Below are 15,566 nucleotides of genomic sequence, written 5' to 3' on the forward strand. Positions count from 1 at the left end.
GGTGCTGGTCACCAACGACGACGGCGCGCGGGCCGAGGGCCTGCGCCGGCTGGCCGCCCATCTGTGCGGCCAGGGCGTGGACGTGCTGGTCGCGGCCCCGGAGCGCGACCAGAGCGGCTGCGGCACCAGCCGCTCGGTCGCGGACGACGGGCTGGTGCGGACCCGGTCCGGCGTCCTGCCCGGCCTCGACGGCGTCCCGGTGCACGTGGTGGCGGCGCCCCCGGGGCTGATCGTCACGGCCGCGTGCCAGGGCGCCTTCGGCCCGGCCCCTCAGCTGGTGGTGGCCGGCATCAACCCGGGGGCCAACATCGGGCCGTCTGTCCTGCACTCCGGCACCGTGGGCGCCGCGCTCACCGCCGCCCACCACGGCCGGCCCGCCGTCGCCGTGTCGCTGACCCACGGCGCGCCGTACCACTGGGACACCGCGCTGCGGGCGCTGTCGTCCGTCCTGCCGCTGCTCGTCGACAGCGCGGAGGTACCGTCGCCGCCCGGCGGCAGCGCAGGGGTGCCGTCGCGGTTCGCCGACGGTGCGGGGGTGCCGCGGTTGCTCAATCTCAACGTGCCGAACGTGCCCGCGCACCGGCTGGCCGGGGTACGGCGCGCGGGGCTCGGCCGCCGCGCCGACGCGCGCTTCACCGTCCGCCGGCTCGACCCCGGCCACCTGCGCGTCTCGCACGACACCGACGGCGTCCGCGACGCGGGAGAGGCCGCCCTGCTCGCCGCCGGCTACGCGACGGTGACGGCGTTGCGCACGGTCACCGAGGATCCGGACGCGGTCGTGGCCCTGGACGCCGAGGTGCCGCGATGAGCCGGCGTGTGGTCTCGTTCGCCTGGGGCAGGGGGCTCGGCCACGTGTCCCGCCTGATCGCCGTGCACAGCGAGGTGCGGCGGTTGGGGTGGGAGTCCCTGCTGCTCACCGAGCGGCCGCAGCGCCTCGTCGACGACTACGGCCTGCCGCAGATCGTCGTCCCCACCGACGCCGACAGCCTGGTCGGCGAGCCGCTGCTCGGCGCCGGGCCCGCCGTCGACCACCGCGTGGCGCGGGCCCTGGTCGCCGAGACGCTGCGCGCGGGCGATGTGGTGCTGCACGACGTCACGGTGCAGCGGGAGCTGTACGACGAGGCGGAGCGGCGGGGCAGCCCCCAGTTCCTGGTCCACCGCTTCCAGCGCAACCGGCCCGACCCCGCGCTGTGGGCCGCCCGGCACGTGCCCGCGCTGCGCGGCGTCTACCTGCTGGGCGCGGCCCCGGGACCCGACCTCGTCAGGCACGGAGTGCGCCTGGTGAGCACACCGCCGGTCCTGCGCCGCCTGCTCGGGACCGACTCGCCGTGGCCGGGGGACGCGGGGCCGCTGCGGGTCGCGGTGGTGGCGGGCGGGGGCGGGCACGCCGACGCGGCCGGCTTCCTGTCCGCCGCGCTCGGCGGCATCGCCGGATACGGGCGGCGCGCCGCCGTCGAGGGCCTGGACGTCCTGGTCGTCACCGGCCCGCACTTCGACGGCCAGGTGGTCGTGCCGGACGGGCTGCCGGGGCCCGTCCGGGTCACCCCGTACCTGGGGCCCGGCTACGACCCCTACCGGCACGCGACCGTCGCCGTCACCCACGCCGGGTACAACACCGTGCAGGAGCTGGCCCACGCCCGGGTACCGGCCGTGGTGGTGCCCGGCGTCCGCGACTTCGACGACCAGCGGGTGCACCTGCGGGCGGCGGCCGCACGGCTGAACGCGATCGTCGTCCAGCCGGACGCCAAGGCCGTCGCGGACGCGCTGCCCGAGGCGATGCGCGCGGGCCGGCCCGCCAGTGAGACGGCGCCGCACCCCGTCCCGGACGGCGCGGCCTACATCGCCCGTGACCTGGTCGAATCGTCCTGATCCCCCGGCTGACCAGGTGCGGAATCGCCGGCTGCCGCCCGAGCCTCAACCGCTGACGACGGGATGCGCGGCGCCCGGCCGGATCAGCGACGCGGGCCGCCCGGGCGCAAGCAGCCGCACGGCGAGCCCCTCGACGGTCACCGAGATCTCCGCGGGCGGCACCGGGTCGGCGCAGCCGCCGAGCAGGACGGCCGACACGAAGATCGATTCGCCCTCGGGCGGCGTGACCCCGGAGAGGAACGGCACCGCCGAGTGCTCGCCGAAGGCGCTGGCGCCGGATCCGCTTCGCACGTCCGCGTCCCGCCAGCCGTGCAGGGCGGCCACGGCGCTCACCAGCCCGTCCGGGCGGCGGACGACGGCGTGCGTCCCCGCGGCGCTCGCGGTGGGCGGGACGGGCCCCGCCAGCGAGTAGCCGCCCTCACGGAGCGGACGGCCGGGCTGCGCCACGACGCGGTGCACCCGGATCTCCCAGTGACCGCACACCACGGACACGCTGTCGATCCGGCAGGCGTCCGGCGGCGTGCCGTCGTCGAGCAGCGGCCGGTGCCAGGACGCGGCGTGGTCGCCCGCCACGGCGGCACGGTGGACGCGCTCGCGCCGCGACGCGCGCCCGTTCGCCGAGATCAGGCAGACGTGGTTGTCGAGCCGCCCGTCCTGCCCCAGCTCGGGCCCGGTGTGCGTGGAGTAGGCCAGCTTGGCGTAGTGCGGGTCGTCGCGTTCCCTGGACGGCGGCGCCATCAGGTAGTGGCTGCCGTGGTTGAGCACCCGGACGACGCCGTCGCCGCGAGTGCCGTGCACGAGGAGGCCCGGCACGGGCAGGGCCGTCACGTAGTCGCCGGTCTCGACGGGAAGCGGTTCCTCAGCCGCCGTCCAGACGGGATGCGCGGGCGGGATCAGCAGACCCAAGAAGCCCTTGCTCGCCGCGTACGGCGAACCCGGCCCGCTGTACGGCTGGATCGACGGCCGGAACGCGCCGTACCAGCCCGGCCGTAGCAGGCCCTGCGCGTCCGGCGCCCCGTGCGCGGCGAAGTGGCGCAGCGTCCCGCTGGCCAGGCGGCGGGTCAGGCCGGGCGCGAGCGGGGTCGCGTCCTGCCAGGCGCCGAGCCAGAACGGCGCCAGGCACGCGAACCGGTACGTCAGTGAGCGGCCGTGGTGGAGGGGCGCCCCGTCCGCACCGAACAGCCGCACGTACTGGGCAAGGAAGCTGCGCAGCCGCGCCCGGTACACGACGGCCCGCTGCCCGGCCCGCGCGCCGGCGATGTGCGCCCAGAGCAGGGGGTAGTAGTGAAAACCCCAGGCGTTGTAGTAGTCGAACCGTTCACCGGCGTCGTAGCCGGACGCGCAGACGACGCCGTCCGCCGCGTCCCGGTAATCGGTGCGGCGGCGCGGGCCGTCCTGGTACCAGCCGTCGCCCCGATACCACTCCTCCACCCGCGCCAGCCCGGCTTCGATGCCGGCGCGATCGTCGAGGGCGCCCGCCGAGCTCAGGAACTCCTCCACCACGATCTGGAAGAGCACGTGGTTGTTGTCCCGTACGCGGCGGCCGACCACGCCCGCGAGCCATGCGCAGACCCGCTCACGCGCGTTCGAGGACAGCCGGTCCCAGATCCACGGCCTGGACAGGTGCAACGCGACGGCGATCGAGGCGGCCTCGACGATCTGCTGCGAGTGGTCGGTGATGGGCGGCCACGCCTCCGGGCCGCCACGATCGGTACCCGCGCACAGGCCCCGCACCCACCGCTCGGCTTGATCGCGCCGATCGATCCCGCCGTTCCCGGCGAGGCGGACGGCCGCCAGCAGGAAGCAGCGCGCGAACCCCTCAAGTCCGTCGACGACCGGGCCCGACCAGCCCGGCGTCCCTGGAAGGCGCACCAACGCCCCCTGGGGGCTCATGTACGGCGTCACCGCGTCCAGGAGCCGGTCGGCGGCGGCCTCCCAATGCGCACGCGTCCATCCGGTGTACGGCGAGCGGACTCGATCCTCGGACGGCAGCGAATACAAAGTCACCATAAGGACGAAAAGTGTATCCGCCGTCCGGTCATCGCACCGAAAAAACCGCATACGCCATAGGACGTGGATTACCGGCGAGGGCAAAGCTGTCGCCAGGTCTTGAATTCCACGGCAATGGACGGCGATCGGGCTGGATACGATACGCACATGGCAGATTCCGGACGCGACGCCTATGCCTACCAGCCGACCCTGCCGGCGGAGCAGGCCGAAAGAATCCGCCGATGGCACGATGTCGCCTATCGCCGCGGCAAGGCCCGCGGCCGGACCACGCGGCGGTTCGGCTATCTCGACACGGTCCTTGAGGTGCCGCCCGACGTGCACCCGGTCACGGACGTGTCCCACCTGCTCGGCGAGGCGGTGCTGGCGGAGGTGCGCGCGGGCGACGCCGTCCTGGACATGGGGACCGGGAGCGGCGTCAACGCCGTTCTCGCCGCGTCCAAGGCGGCCGCGGTCGTCGCGGTCGACGTCAACCCGGTCGCCCTCGACGCCGCGCGCCGCAACGCCGCGAACAACGGCGTCCCGGATCGTGTCGAGGTCCGTTACAGCGACGTGTTCAGCCATGTCGACGAGACATTCGACCTCATCGTATTCGACCCGCCCTTCCGGTGGTTCGCTCCCCGCGAGAGATACGAGCTCGCCTACACCGACCACAATTACCGCGCGCTGACCAGATTCTTCCGCGAGGCCCGGGACCACCTGTCCCCCGCCGGGAGAATGCTGATCCTCTTCACCACCGCCGGCGATATCGATTACCTGCGGCGCCTCGCCGACGAAAACGGTTTCACCACCGAAGTCGTGGCCCACCAGCGGATGATGCGGGACGACTGGCCGGTCGACTACTACAGCTTCCGCATGACCATCTGATTCTCCGCACCCTGGGCGGGCTTGACTCCGGCCGCATGCCTCAACGAAGATTGAGTCAATCATGGTTGAGGCAAACGAGATCGAGGCGCGGGCGGCCGTCCATGCCGCGCTGGGCGAGCCGGCGCGGCTGGCCATCGTCGACCACCTGCTGCTGGGCGACGCCGCGCCCGGTGAGCTGGGCGCCGTGCTGGGCATGCCGTCCAATCTGCTGGCCCATCACCTGCGGGTCCTGGCCGGGGCCGGGGTGATCGACAGGACGCGGTCGGAGGCCGACCGGCGCCGCGCCTACGTGCGGCTGGCGCCCGGGGCGCTGGCCGCGCTGGCTCCGGCCGCGTGGGTCCGGGCGGTGGCGGCGCCGCGGGTGGTGTTCGTGTGCACCCGCAACTCGGCGCGCTCGCAGCTGGCGGCGGCCCTGTGGACGCAGCGCAGCCCGGTCCCGGCGGCGTCGGCCGGCACCCGTCCCGGACGGCGGGTCCACCGGCGCGCGATCGCGGTCGCGCGCCGCCACGGCCTGGCCCTCCACGAGCACGGCACGCGGCACGTCCACGACGTGGTGGGCGCCGGCGACCTGGTCGTGGCCGTCTGCGACAACGCCTACGAAGAGCTCGACCCCAGACCGCGCCTGCACTGGTCGGTGCCCGACCCGATCGGCGCCGGCACCGACACCGCGTTCGAGACCGCCTTCGCCGAGATCGCCTCCCGCGTCGACCGCCTCACCGCGGCCGTCCGGACCCCGGACGGCGATTGCCCCGTCCCCGACTGACCGTCCCCAAGTGATCGTCCCGAGTGATCGTCCCGAGTGACCGACCATCCCCTGGGAGGGGCGTCCTGATGCCCGACAGCCCGATGTCCAAGAGCCCGATCACGGACGCGTACCGCCGCGACGACCTGAGCGTCGACCAGCGGCACGCCCTGTTCACCGCCGCCCGCCGCCTGGCCGACGAGTTCACCGGCACCTTCGGCGCCGAGACCATAGACCGCTACCTGCACACCAGCTACGACCAGTTCGCCGGCCGCGCCACCGTGCCGCACTTCCTGCCGCTGCTCGCCGAGCGGTTCGCCCGCCAGCGCCTCCACGCGCTGGCCCGCGTCGAGGGCAAGGACACCGGCGCGACCCCGATCGTGCTGTTCCTGTGCGTGCACAACGCCGGACGCTCCCAGATGGCCCTGGGCTTCTTCACCGACCTGGCCGGAGACCGGGCGATCGGCTGGTCGGGCGGGTCCGAGCCCGGCGACCGGGTCAACCCCGTCGCCGTCCAGGCGATGCGCGAGGTCGGCATCGACATCACCGCCGAGTTCCCCAAGCCCTGGACCACCGAGATCGCCCAGGCCGCCGACGTCGTCGTCACCATGGGCTGCGGCGACGCCTGCCCCGTCTTCCCCGGCAAGCGCTACCTGGACTGGGACCTCGACGACCCCCAGGGCAGAGACCTGGCGGCCGCCCGGCCCATCCGGGACGAGATCGAACGCCGCGTCCGCGCCCTCCTGGACGACCTGAAGATCCCCATTCGCGAGTGACCCCCGAGCCAGCTCGCATCCCTCGGCAGCGAAGGCCTCTTTCCTGTGACGACCTCTTCTGATCCGGCCGCCCCTTCGATCCGCAACCGGCCGGCGGAGGCACCCGCCGCGCCCGGCGAGTACGCCGCCGGGCCCGGCGCCGTGCCGCTGCCGCGCCGCGTGTTCGCCGAGGCGCTCGGCACGGGGTCGCTGGTCACCGTGGTGATCGGCTCCGGGATCATGGCCGCGCGGCTGTCGCCCCACGACGCCGGCCTGCAACTGCTGATGAACTCCACCACCACCGCGCTCGCGCTGACCGTCCTGATCATCTGGCTGGGTCCGGTGTCGGGCGCGCATTTCAACCCGGCCGTCAGCCTGGCCGACTGGTTCGTGCACCGCCGCCGCACCACCGGCCTCAACGCCCGGGAGCTGGCCGCCTACGTCACCGCGCAGACCGCCGGAGCCGCGGGCGGCGCGATCCTGGCCAACCTGATGTTCGCGCTGCCCGCCGTCGCCCTCTCCCAGCACGAGCGCGCCCAGCCGCACCTGTGGCTCGGGGAGGTCGTCGCCACCGCCGGGCTGATCGCGGTCGTCCTCACGCTGGCCCGGACCGGCCGCGCCGCGCTGGCCGCCCCCACGATCGGCGCCTACATCGGCGCCGCCTACTGGTTCACCAGCAGCACCAGCTTCGCCAACCCCGCCGTCACCGCCGGCCGCGCTCTCAGCGACACCTTCGCCGGGATCGCGCCCGCCTCGGTCCCCGGCTTCGTCGCCGCCCAGCTGGCGGGGGCGGTGATCGGTGTGCTGCTGCTGGCCGTCCTGTATCCGTCCGCCGGCGCGGCGGCGGACGGCGCGGAGCGGGCAGCCGAACCGGCGCGGCGACCGGCCCGCCCCTGACGCTCGCTTCGAACAGGGTCTGGCAGGTGTCCGCGGCACGGCGGTCCGGTATGATCGTCGGCATCGCCGTGCCGGGCCGCCTCCCCACCCGTCACGGCATCCTGGCACCCGCCCTGGCCTCCCCGTCGCCGTCCACCCGCTGATGGTCGTGGCCGCCCTGGATCGGCGGCCGGAGCCTGAACCGGAGCGCACATGCCCGAGCAGCCGGATCCCTCCGCACAGCCGGACCTCGCGGACAGGGTGGCGGCGCTCCTCGCGACCGACGCCCAGTTCGCAGGGTCCGTCCCCGACCCGCGCGTCGCCGAGGCGATCGCCCGCGCCGACGGCGATCTCATCGGCTCCATCGCAGCGGCGATGGACGGCTACGCGGACCGTCCCGCGCTCGGCGGCCGGGCGGTGCGCGTCGTCCGCGACCCCGCCACCGGCCGTGCCGTGCACGAACTCCAGCCCTGGTTCGAGACCGTGAGCTACGCCGAGCTGTGGCGGCGGGTCCGCGCGCTCGCCGCGGCCTGGTCGGGACGGCTGCACCCCGGCGACCTCGTCGCCGTGCTCGGCTTCACCGGCGTCGACCACGCCGTGATCGACCTGGCCTGCATGTACCTGGGGGCGGTGCCGGTCCCGCTGCCGCTCGGCTCCGCGGCGGAGCGTCTCGCGCCCGTCCTCGCGGAGACCCGGCCGCGGCTGCTCGCCGCCGACACCGGCTCGCTCGGGCTCGCGGCCGAGGCCGTCCTTGGCTGCGACGCGATCGAACGCCTGGTGGTCTTCGATCACGATCCCCGGGTCGACGACCACAGCGACGCCCTCCGCTCGGCCGTGCACCGGCTCGGCGGCCGGGCCCCGGTGACGGCCCTCGACGACGACCTGTTACGCGGCGGCGAGCTCCCGCCCGTCGACCCATGCCGCGATCCCGACCCCGATCGGCTGGCCGCCCTGATCTACACGTCCGGGAGCACCGGCGCGCCCAAGGGCGCCGTCTACACCGCGTCGATGATCACGCGGATCTGGCAGCGGGGCCGCGGCGGCATGGTCGACGCCGGCGCGGACGGCGCCGCCCCGCTGCCGACGATCATGCTGCACTTCATGCCGATGAGCCATGTCAACGGCCGCGGCTGGCTGGTCTACGGGCTCGCCTCCGGCGGCGTCGGCTACTTCACCGGCCGCGGCGACCTGTCCGCGCTGTTCGAGGACGTCGGCCTGGCCCGGCCCACCGTGCTGAGCCTGGTGCCGCGGATCTGCGACCAGATCCACCAGCGGTACCTGCTGGAGGCCGGACGCCTCGAACGCCAGGGCCGTCCCGACCCCGAGTCCGCCGCGCTCACCCTGGTCAGGGATCAGGTGCTCGGCGGCCGGGTCGTCAGGGCCATGTGCGGCAGCGCCCCGCTGTCGGCGGCCGCGCGCACGTTCATGACCACGGTGCTCGGCACCGGGATCTCCGACCGCTACGGCTCCACCGAGACGACCCAGGCGGTGGTCATCGACCAGCGGGTGCAGCGCCCCCCGGTCCTGGACTACCGGCTCGCCGACGTCCCGGAGCTCGGCTACTTCTCGACCGACAGGCCGTATCCGCGCGGCGAGCTGCGGCTGAGGTCGGCGGGGCTGGTGCCCGGCTACTACAAGCGGCCCGGGTCCGTCCTGGACGACGACGGCTACTACCGGACCGGCGACGTGTTCGCCGAACTGGCGCCCGACCGGCTCGCCTACGTCGACCGGATCGGCAACGTCGTCAAGCTGTCGCAGGGCGAGTTCGTCGCCGTGTCCCGGCTGGAGGCGCTGTTCACGACCGGACCGTCGATCCACCAGCTCTATCTCTACGGCAATCCCGAGCAGGCGTTCCTGCTCGGGGTGGCGGTCCCCGACCCCGAGCGGCTGGGGACGGCCGACGAGCCGTCCGCGCGCGCGGCCGTCCTCGACACGATCCGCGAGGTGGCCGCCGGGGCCGGTCTCGCCGGCTACGAGGTGCCCCACGACGTGATCATCGAGCGGACCCCGTTCAGCGTCGAGAACGGGCTGCTGTCGGGGATCGGCAAACCGCTGCGACCCGCGCTCAAAGAGCGCTACGGCCCCCGGCTGGAGCGCCTGTACGGCGAGATCGCCGACGACCGGGCGCGGCGATTCGCGGCATTGCGGGCGGCGGGCCGGAACGCGCCGCCGCTTGAGACCGTCCTCGCCGCCGTGCGGACCACGCTCGGGCTGCCCGTCGCGCGGGTCGGGCCGCACGACGTCTTCGCCGACCTGGGCGGCGACTCCCTCGCCGCGCACACGCTGACGACTGTCCTGGAACAGGTCTTCGACCGGGAGATCCCGGTCCAGGCCGTCCTCGACCCCGGCGCGACCCTCGCGGAAATCGCCGGACGGCTGGACGACGGCGACCGCGCAGCGGCGACCTTCGCCTCGGTGCACGGGACCGGAGCCACCGTGGTGCGGGCCCGGGAACTGGCCCCCGACCGGTTCTTCGACCCGCGAGTCCTGGCCGTCGCGTCGCCTGGCCCCGCCGACGGCAGAACCCTGCTCACCGGCGCGACCGGATACCTGGGCCGGTTCCTGGCGCTCGACCGGCTCCGCGGCGGCGGCGAGCGGCTGACCGTCCTGGCCCGCGCGGCCGACGACGACACCGCCAGACGGCGGGTGCTGGAAGGCCTGCGCACCGCCGCGGGCGGCCGCAACGGCCGGGACGACCGGCTGGAGGCGGCCGCCGCGGAACGGCTGGAAGTGCTGGCCGCGGACGTGTCGGCGCCCAGGTTCGGCCTCGACGACAAGACGTGGGCGCGGCTGGCGGACGAGACCGGCCAGATCGTGCACTCGGCGGCCCTGGTCAACCATGTGCTGCCCTACAGCCGGTTGTTCGCGCCGAACGTCGTCGCGACGGCCGGGCTGGTGGAGCTCGCCCTCACCGGGCCGATGAAGCATTTCACGTACCTGTCGACCATCGCCGCCGCGCTCGAACCCGACGGGACCGTCCTCGACGAGGACGCCGACGTCCGCAGCGGCCTGCGCCATTTGGACGACTCCGACGCGGGCGGCTACGCGGTCAGCAAATGGGCGGGCGAGGTGCTGCTGCGCGAGACCCACCACCGCACGGGCCTGCCCGTCACGGTGTTCCGGCCCGGCATGGTCCTCGCGCACAGCAGCCTGCCGGGCGTGCTGAACCTGCCCGACCGGTTCACCCGGCTGCTCGTCAGCGTCCTCGCGACGGGCCTCGCGCCGCGCTCGTTCTACCGGCTCGGCCCGGACGGCGAACGGCGGCGCGCCCACTACGGCGGGCTGCCGGTCGACTTCACGACGGCGGCGATCAGCGCGCTCACCGCCTGTCCGCCCGGCGCCCGTCCGCCCGGCGGGTACGTCACCTACAACACCGTCAACGCCGTCGACGACGGGATCTCCCTGGACGAGGTCGTCGACTGGCTGATCGACATGGGCCGTCCCATCGTCCGGTTCGACGACCACCGGGAGTGGCTGGCCCGGTTCTCCCCGGCCCTGCGCGGCCTGCCGCCGCACCGGCGGCGGCTGTCGCTGCTGCCCATGCTCGCCGCCTACGCCCGGCCGCTCGAACCGCGGCCCGCCGGCGCCGTCCCGGCGGCCCGGTTCACCGCGGCGCTGGACGGCCCGGTGCCCTCGCTCACCCCCGAGTACATCGGCAAGTACGTCGCCGATCTACGCGACCTCGACCTCGTCTAGAAGGAGCCCGCCGTGCGCTTCTCCGTCAGCATGCCGAACTTCGGCGACTTCGCCGATCCGCGCCTGTTCGTCGAGGCGGCCGTGACGGCCGAGCAGGCCGGCTGGGACGGTGTGTTCGTCTGGGACCATCTGACCTTCGTCAAGGCGCAGCACCGGCCGATCGCCGACCCCTGGATCCTGCTCGCGGCCGCCGGGATGGCGACCTCCCGCGTCCTGCTCGGGCCGATGGTCACGCCGGTGGCGCGGCGGCGGCCCGCCCGGCTGGCCCGGGAGCTGACCACCCTGGACCATCTCACCGGCGGACGGGTCGTGTTCGGCGCGGGCCTCGGCGCCCCGCTGGAGGACGAGTTCGGCAGCTTCGGCGAGCCGACCGACCCCAAGACCCTCGCGCTGATGCTCGACGAGGGCCTGGACGTCCTGAACCTGCTGTGGTCCGGCGAGGAGTCGTCCTACCAGGGCGTCCACACCGTCCTGGACGACGTGCGGTTCCTGCCGCGCCCGGTCCAGTCGCCGCGCGTCCCGGTCTGGGTGGGCGGCCGCTGGCCGACGCGCGCCCCGTTCCGCCGGGCGGCCCGCTGGGACGGCGCGGTCCCCCTGTTCCCCGGATATCGCGACCAGACCCCGCCGCCGGCGGACGAGGTCGGCGCGCTCGCCACGTTCCTGCGGGCCGAGCGCCCCGCCGGGGCCGGCCAGTTCGACCTGGTCGTCGGCGGCCGGACCGACCCCGCCTCCGCGGCGGACACCGTGCGGCCGCTCGCGGCGGCGGGCGCGACCTGGTGGGAGGAGCGGATGCCGTTCGACGACCGCCTCGACCGGCTGGACCCCTACCTGCGCCGGATCGAGCAGGGCCCGCCCCGGCTCTGACCGTCGTCCCCTCGCGAGGGCTCCGACGGACCGCGTTCAGTGGTCGATGAGGTAGGCGCACGTGATGAGGTCCAGCGACGCGTGACCGGTCGAGCTGAACACCGTGGTGCGGCGGGCCAGGCCCGCGGGGTCGGCGTCGAGCAGCGCCGCGAGATCGAGCGCGGAGCGATGGATCTCACCGGCCTCGGCGATCGCGATGTCGCGGGACTCGACGACCAGCAGGCTGCTCTCCAGCAGTTCCCTGGTGAGTTCCCGGGAGTCCGGCGTGTGGGCGCCCATGCAGTTGACGTGCGCATGGGCGGGGAGCTCGGTGGAGATCGGCAGCGGCTCGGCCGAGGTCGTCGCGGTGGCGACGATGTCGGCTCCCGCCGTGGCCTCGGCCGCGGACCCGCACACGGTGACCTCGGCCCGGCCCGCCGCGCGGATCCTCGCGCCGAACGCCTCGGCGTTGCGGCGGGTGCGGGAGAAGATCCGGACCCGTCCGATCTCCCGGACGGCCGTGACCGCCCGATACTGCTGCCAGGCCTGCACCCCGGCGCCGACGATGGCCAGGGTGGCGGCATCGGGGGCGGCGCAACGGCCGGTGACCAGCGCGGAGACCGCCGCGCACTTGAGGTCGGTGACCTCCGCGCCGTCGAGCACGGCGAGGAGCCCGCCGGTCTCCGCCGAGAACACCGGCACCACCGAGGTCACGGTCGTGCCGGGCCCGCGGGTGATCGTGGCCGTCTTGTTGACGTAGAGCCGGTGGTCGGGCGAGACGGCGGGCATGGAGATGTACTTGGTGCCGCGCTCGTCGACGATTCTCTGGCGGGGCGGCACGGTCATCCGGGCGACCGCGCCGCCCGCCACCGCGTCGCCGATCATGGCGGCCAGGGCGAGCACGTCCTCGGTGGTGCGAGCGGTCATCCGATACCCGCCGCTCCCCGGTTTCCGTTCACTTTCCCGTTGGCTGCGCATCCGCCCGTATGGCCTCCGGGGTGTCCATCGGTTCGGCCGGCTCACTTCCGTAGCGGCGGAGCAGGGCCATGGCGGCGGACACGAAAGGACGTCCGATCATCATTCCGCCGACGGAGGTGGCGTTGCCCGAATTGGCTTCGGAGGCCGCGACGATCTGGCGGGCCAGCTCGATGGTCTCGGGGTCCGGGGAGAATCTCTCGTTGATGAGCGGGACCTGACTCGGATGTATGGCGGCTTTGCCGCTGAAGCCCATGTTGCGGTCCAGCACGGACTCATGGGCGAGCGTCTCGACGTCGTGGTAGTCGAAGACCGGCGCATCGACGCAGTCGATCCCGGCGCAGTAGGCGGTGTTGACGATGCGAGCGCGGGCGGCGTACAGGGAGGCCCAGTCCCGGCTGGCGCCGATCGCGAAGGAGTAGTCCGCCGATCCGAAGACCAGGGCCCGCATGCGCGGCGACGACTGGGCGATGTCGGATGCCCGCTCCAGGCCTTTCGGGGTCTCCAGGATGGCGGCGAGGTCCGGGGCGTACGAGACCGAGGAAAGGATCGACTCGACTATCTCGATGTCGCGCGGCGCTTCCACCTTCGGTACGACGATCACGTCGGGCTTGGGATCGAACTCGCAGAGGGCCAGCAGATCCAGTAATCCGTGGACGGTGGTGAGCGGATTGATCCGGAGGGCCTCCGCCTGCCCGCGTTCGGCGCCTCTTCCGGTGAAGAACCGGCGGCACTCTTTCCGAGCGGAATCCTTGTACGCTTCGGCGACCGCGTCCTCCAGGTCCACCACCGCGACGTCGGCGCCGCTTCGATGGGCCGAGGCGAACTTCTCCGCGGAGGTCGCCGGGGTGAACAGCATCGAACGGTTGTCGGGACTGAACTTCATCATCGCTGACACTTCTCCTTTGGGAGGCAGGTGCCGCTTCATAAACGTAAACGGTCCAACTCCTTGCCGAACCGCACGATCTCGGCGTCGGGAATATTGGCTCGAATCATGACTCTCAGGCACGCCACACCGCGGCGCACGATCGGGAAGAACAGGGCGGCGGCGTAGAATCCCTCGGCGAGGAGACCCGAGGCGACGCGCACGGCCTCTGCCTCGTCCCCCAGCATGACGGTCCGGATCGGAAAGGCATCGCCCCGCTGCCCGGTTTCGATCAGGGAGTCGAACAGCGCCACCTTGCGGTTCAGTTCGGCCTGCAATTCGTCGACCTCGCCCGACAGATGGATTTCGGTCGACTTGACGATGCCGCCGAGTCCCGCGGTGTTGATGCGCTGGGACCACATGATCGGGCCGCTGTTGCGCAGCAGCAGATCCTCGACCCGGCCCGCGGCGAGCGAAGGATGGAACAGGACGAATCCGCCGGAGGCGCCGAAACCCTTGTTCAGGGACGCGATGATGATCGTGTTCTGGGTCAGCCCGCCCAGCTGGTCGAGCACCCAGCCGACGCCGCGCGCCCCGACCGTGGAGATTCCGTGCGCCTCGTCGTAGACGACGAGGAGGCCGTACTTCTCCTGCAACCGGTGCAGCTCGGCCACGGGCGCGCCGCCGCCGGTGCTGTAGACGCCGTCGGCGACGTACGCCACACGGGCGTTGGACGCGCACAGCCGCTCCAGCTCTTCGACGTCGTTGTGACGAATCGTCACGACCGGGGCCTCGTCGGCCGCGAGCGCCTTCATCGCGTTCAAGCAGAAGTGGGCGTTCTTGTCGAACACCATCAGCGGCTCCGTGCCACCGGTCAGAGCGCCCGACGCCGCCAGGGGGATCACTGACCAGCCGGCGGCGGCCCCGGACGTCGTGGTGATCGCGGTGGCGCCGAACAGCTCCCCCAGGCCGTGCTCGGCCTCCTCAAGGAGGGCGGAGCGCATTCTCACCCGGGAGATGGTGGTGTTCAGGGTGCCCTCGCGCAGCAGGGCGTCCGCCGCGGCCCGCACGATCCGCGGATCCTGGTCGAGCCCGAGGTAGGAGTACGACGACATGTTGGTGATCGGGTGGTCGAACCCCTCGACCCGCGCCCGGTCCGAGCGGCTGGCCGACAGCACCAGATCGGTCAGTCCGGCCTCTTCGCACGCGTCCCAGTAAGGCCAGCTCGCATCCAGGGCCTTCTTGATATTGGCGAACTGATGCAAGGGTCGCCCTCCACTTCCACAAAGAGTTCTGACGTCGTCGGTGGTCAGTCCTTCTTCATGGTCGGGACCATGAAACTTCGTTCGAAGGTGATGACGATCTCGCCGTTCTGGTTGACGCCGGTCGTCCGGACCGTGACGATCCCCCGGTTCTCCCGGCTCCGGGATCGGCGCTTGCCGAGGATCTCGCTCTCGGAATACAGCGTGTCGCCCACGAAGACCGGCTTCGCCAGCCGAATGGAATCCCAGCCGAGATTGGCGATACCGCGTCCGCTGGTACTTCGCACGCTCATTCCGCAGACGATGCTGAGCGTGACCAGACTGGAGACCAGCGGACGCCCCCATTCGGTCTCGTCGCAGAACGCCGCGTCGATGTGCAGCGGCGACTGGTTCATCGCCATGGTGCTCATCAGGACGTTGTCCATCTCCGTGACCGTCCGGCCGGGCCTGTGTTCGAACACGGCGCCGGGCTCGAACTCCTCGTAGTAGAAGCCGACGCGTTCACGGTGGCGATTCTCGCCGATCAGGTCGTAGCCCGCATAGGGCGAGGGGACGCCGGTCGACGCGTATGCGGTTGGTTCAGACAATCTCACTCCACTGGTATTGCGCCGCTTCGGCGCCGAACACGACTCCACGACCTTTCTGAAATCGGCCTCGTCCGGCCCGGACAGCCGTCAGTTCGGGCATATCGGATCGCAATGACAGCGCTGTTGCCGGACATATTCGTGCAACTGACCATCGTGGTCATGGTACGGTCCACACCGTCGCGGGTGCGCATATTGTTGGTGATTCGGGAGCGTCCTCAACAA

Annotated in this window: 13 protein-coding genes; 8 read left to right on the forward strand and 5 right to left on the reverse strand. The window is 72.7% G+C overall.

Annotated elements, in window-relative coordinates; translation table 11 throughout:
- Position 1: 1 nt before the first annotated feature.
- The gene (surE, locus tag ACH34T_RS20270) at positions 2-808 is read left to right on the forward strand and encodes a 5'/3'-nucleotidase SurE (RefSeq protein WP_395993725.1); all 807 of its coding nucleotides are present in this window, start codon (positions 2-4) and stop codon (positions 806-808) included.
- Complete coding sequence (locus ACH34T_RS20275) at positions 805-1,869, forward strand: glycosyltransferase (RefSeq protein ID WP_395993726.1); 1,065 nt, start codon at positions 805-807, stop codon at positions 1,867-1,869. The genes surE and ACH34T_RS20275 overlap by 4 nt, the downstream gene beginning before the upstream one ends.
- A 45-nt stretch (positions 1,870-1,914) precedes the next feature.
- Here the strand turns inward: ACH34T_RS20275 and ACH34T_RS20280 are convergent, their stop codons facing one another.
- Complete coding sequence (locus ACH34T_RS20280; RefSeq protein WP_395993727.1) at positions 1,915-3,879, reverse strand: DUF2264 domain-containing protein; 1,965 nt, start codon at positions 3,877-3,879, stop codon at positions 1,915-1,917.
- A 147-nt stretch (positions 3,880-4,026) separates the two neighbouring features.
- On the opposite strand from ACH34T_RS20280, the gene ACH34T_RS20285 reads away from it, so the two are divergent.
- From ACH34T_RS20285 to ACH34T_RS20310, 6 genes are all read left to right on the forward strand, one after another.
- Positions 4,027-4,743: a methyltransferase gene (locus tag ACH34T_RS20285; protein ID WP_395993728.1), complete on the forward strand. Its 717-nt coding sequence runs from the start codon at positions 4,027-4,029 to the stop codon at positions 4,741-4,743.
- A 61-nt stretch (positions 4,744-4,804) separates the two neighbouring features.
- Complete coding sequence (locus ACH34T_RS20290) at positions 4,805-5,506, forward strand: ArsR family transcriptional regulator (RefSeq protein ID WP_395993729.1); 702 nt, start codon at positions 4,805-4,807, stop codon at positions 5,504-5,506.
- A gap of 68 nt (positions 5,507-5,574) precedes the next feature.
- Positions 5,575-6,261 (forward strand): arsenate reductase ArsC, encoded by a 687-nt coding sequence (locus ACH34T_RS20295; RefSeq protein ID WP_395993730.1) that lies wholly within the window; start codon positions 5,575-5,577, stop codon positions 6,259-6,261.
- A gap of 45 nt (positions 6,262-6,306) precedes the next feature.
- A complete protein-coding gene (locus ACH34T_RS20300) occupies positions 6,307-7,137 on the forward strand; it encodes an aquaporin (RefSeq protein WP_395993731.1) in 831 nt (276 codons plus the stop codon).
- A gap of 192 nt (positions 7,138-7,329) precedes the next feature.
- Positions 7,330-10,812, forward strand: a complete 3,483-nt coding sequence (car, locus tag ACH34T_RS20305; RefSeq protein WP_395993732.1) for a carboxylic acid reductase — start codon at positions 7,330-7,332, stop codon at positions 10,810-10,812.
- 12 nt (positions 10,813-10,824) lie between these two features.
- Entirely contained in the window at positions 10,825-11,676 is an 852-nt protein-coding gene (locus ACH34T_RS20310) for an LLM class flavin-dependent oxidoreductase (RefSeq protein ID WP_395993733.1), read from the forward strand.
- 36 nt (positions 11,677-11,712) lie between these two features.
- Here ACH34T_RS20310 and ACH34T_RS20315 read toward each other — a convergent pair whose 3' ends face one another.
- The 4 genes from ACH34T_RS20315 to ACH34T_RS20330 are packed head-to-tail and all read right to left on the reverse strand — an operon-like array spanning position 11,713 to position 15,344.
- Complete coding sequence (locus tag ACH34T_RS20315) at positions 11,713-12,582, reverse strand: ornithine cyclodeaminase family protein (RefSeq protein WP_395993734.1); 870 nt, start codon at positions 12,580-12,582, stop codon at positions 11,713-11,715.
- Positions 12,583-12,610: 28 nt separating this feature from the next.
- Positions 12,611-13,519 carry an HpcH/HpaI aldolase/citrate lyase family protein gene (locus tag ACH34T_RS20320; RefSeq protein WP_395993735.1) on the reverse strand — a complete coding sequence of 303 codons (909 nt, stop codon included), beginning with the start codon at positions 13,517-13,519 and terminating at the stop codon, positions 12,611-12,613.
- Between the two features lie 35 nt (positions 13,520-13,554).
- Entirely contained in the window at positions 13,555-14,760 is a 1,206-nt protein-coding gene (locus tag ACH34T_RS20325) for an aminotransferase class I/II-fold pyridoxal phosphate-dependent enzyme (RefSeq protein WP_395993736.1), read from the reverse strand.
- Between the two features lie 44 nt (positions 14,761-14,804).
- Positions 14,805-15,344 (reverse strand): MaoC family dehydratase, encoded by a 540-nt coding sequence (locus ACH34T_RS20330; RefSeq protein WP_395993737.1) that lies wholly within the window; start codon positions 15,342-15,344, stop codon positions 14,805-14,807.
- Positions 15,345-15,566: the final 222 nt, after the last annotated feature.

The sequence above is a fragment of the Actinomadura sp. 9N215 genome (genome assembly GCF_044326345.1).
Taxonomy (GTDB): Bacteria; Actinomycetota; Actinomycetes; order Streptosporangiales; family Streptosporangiaceae; genus Spirillospora.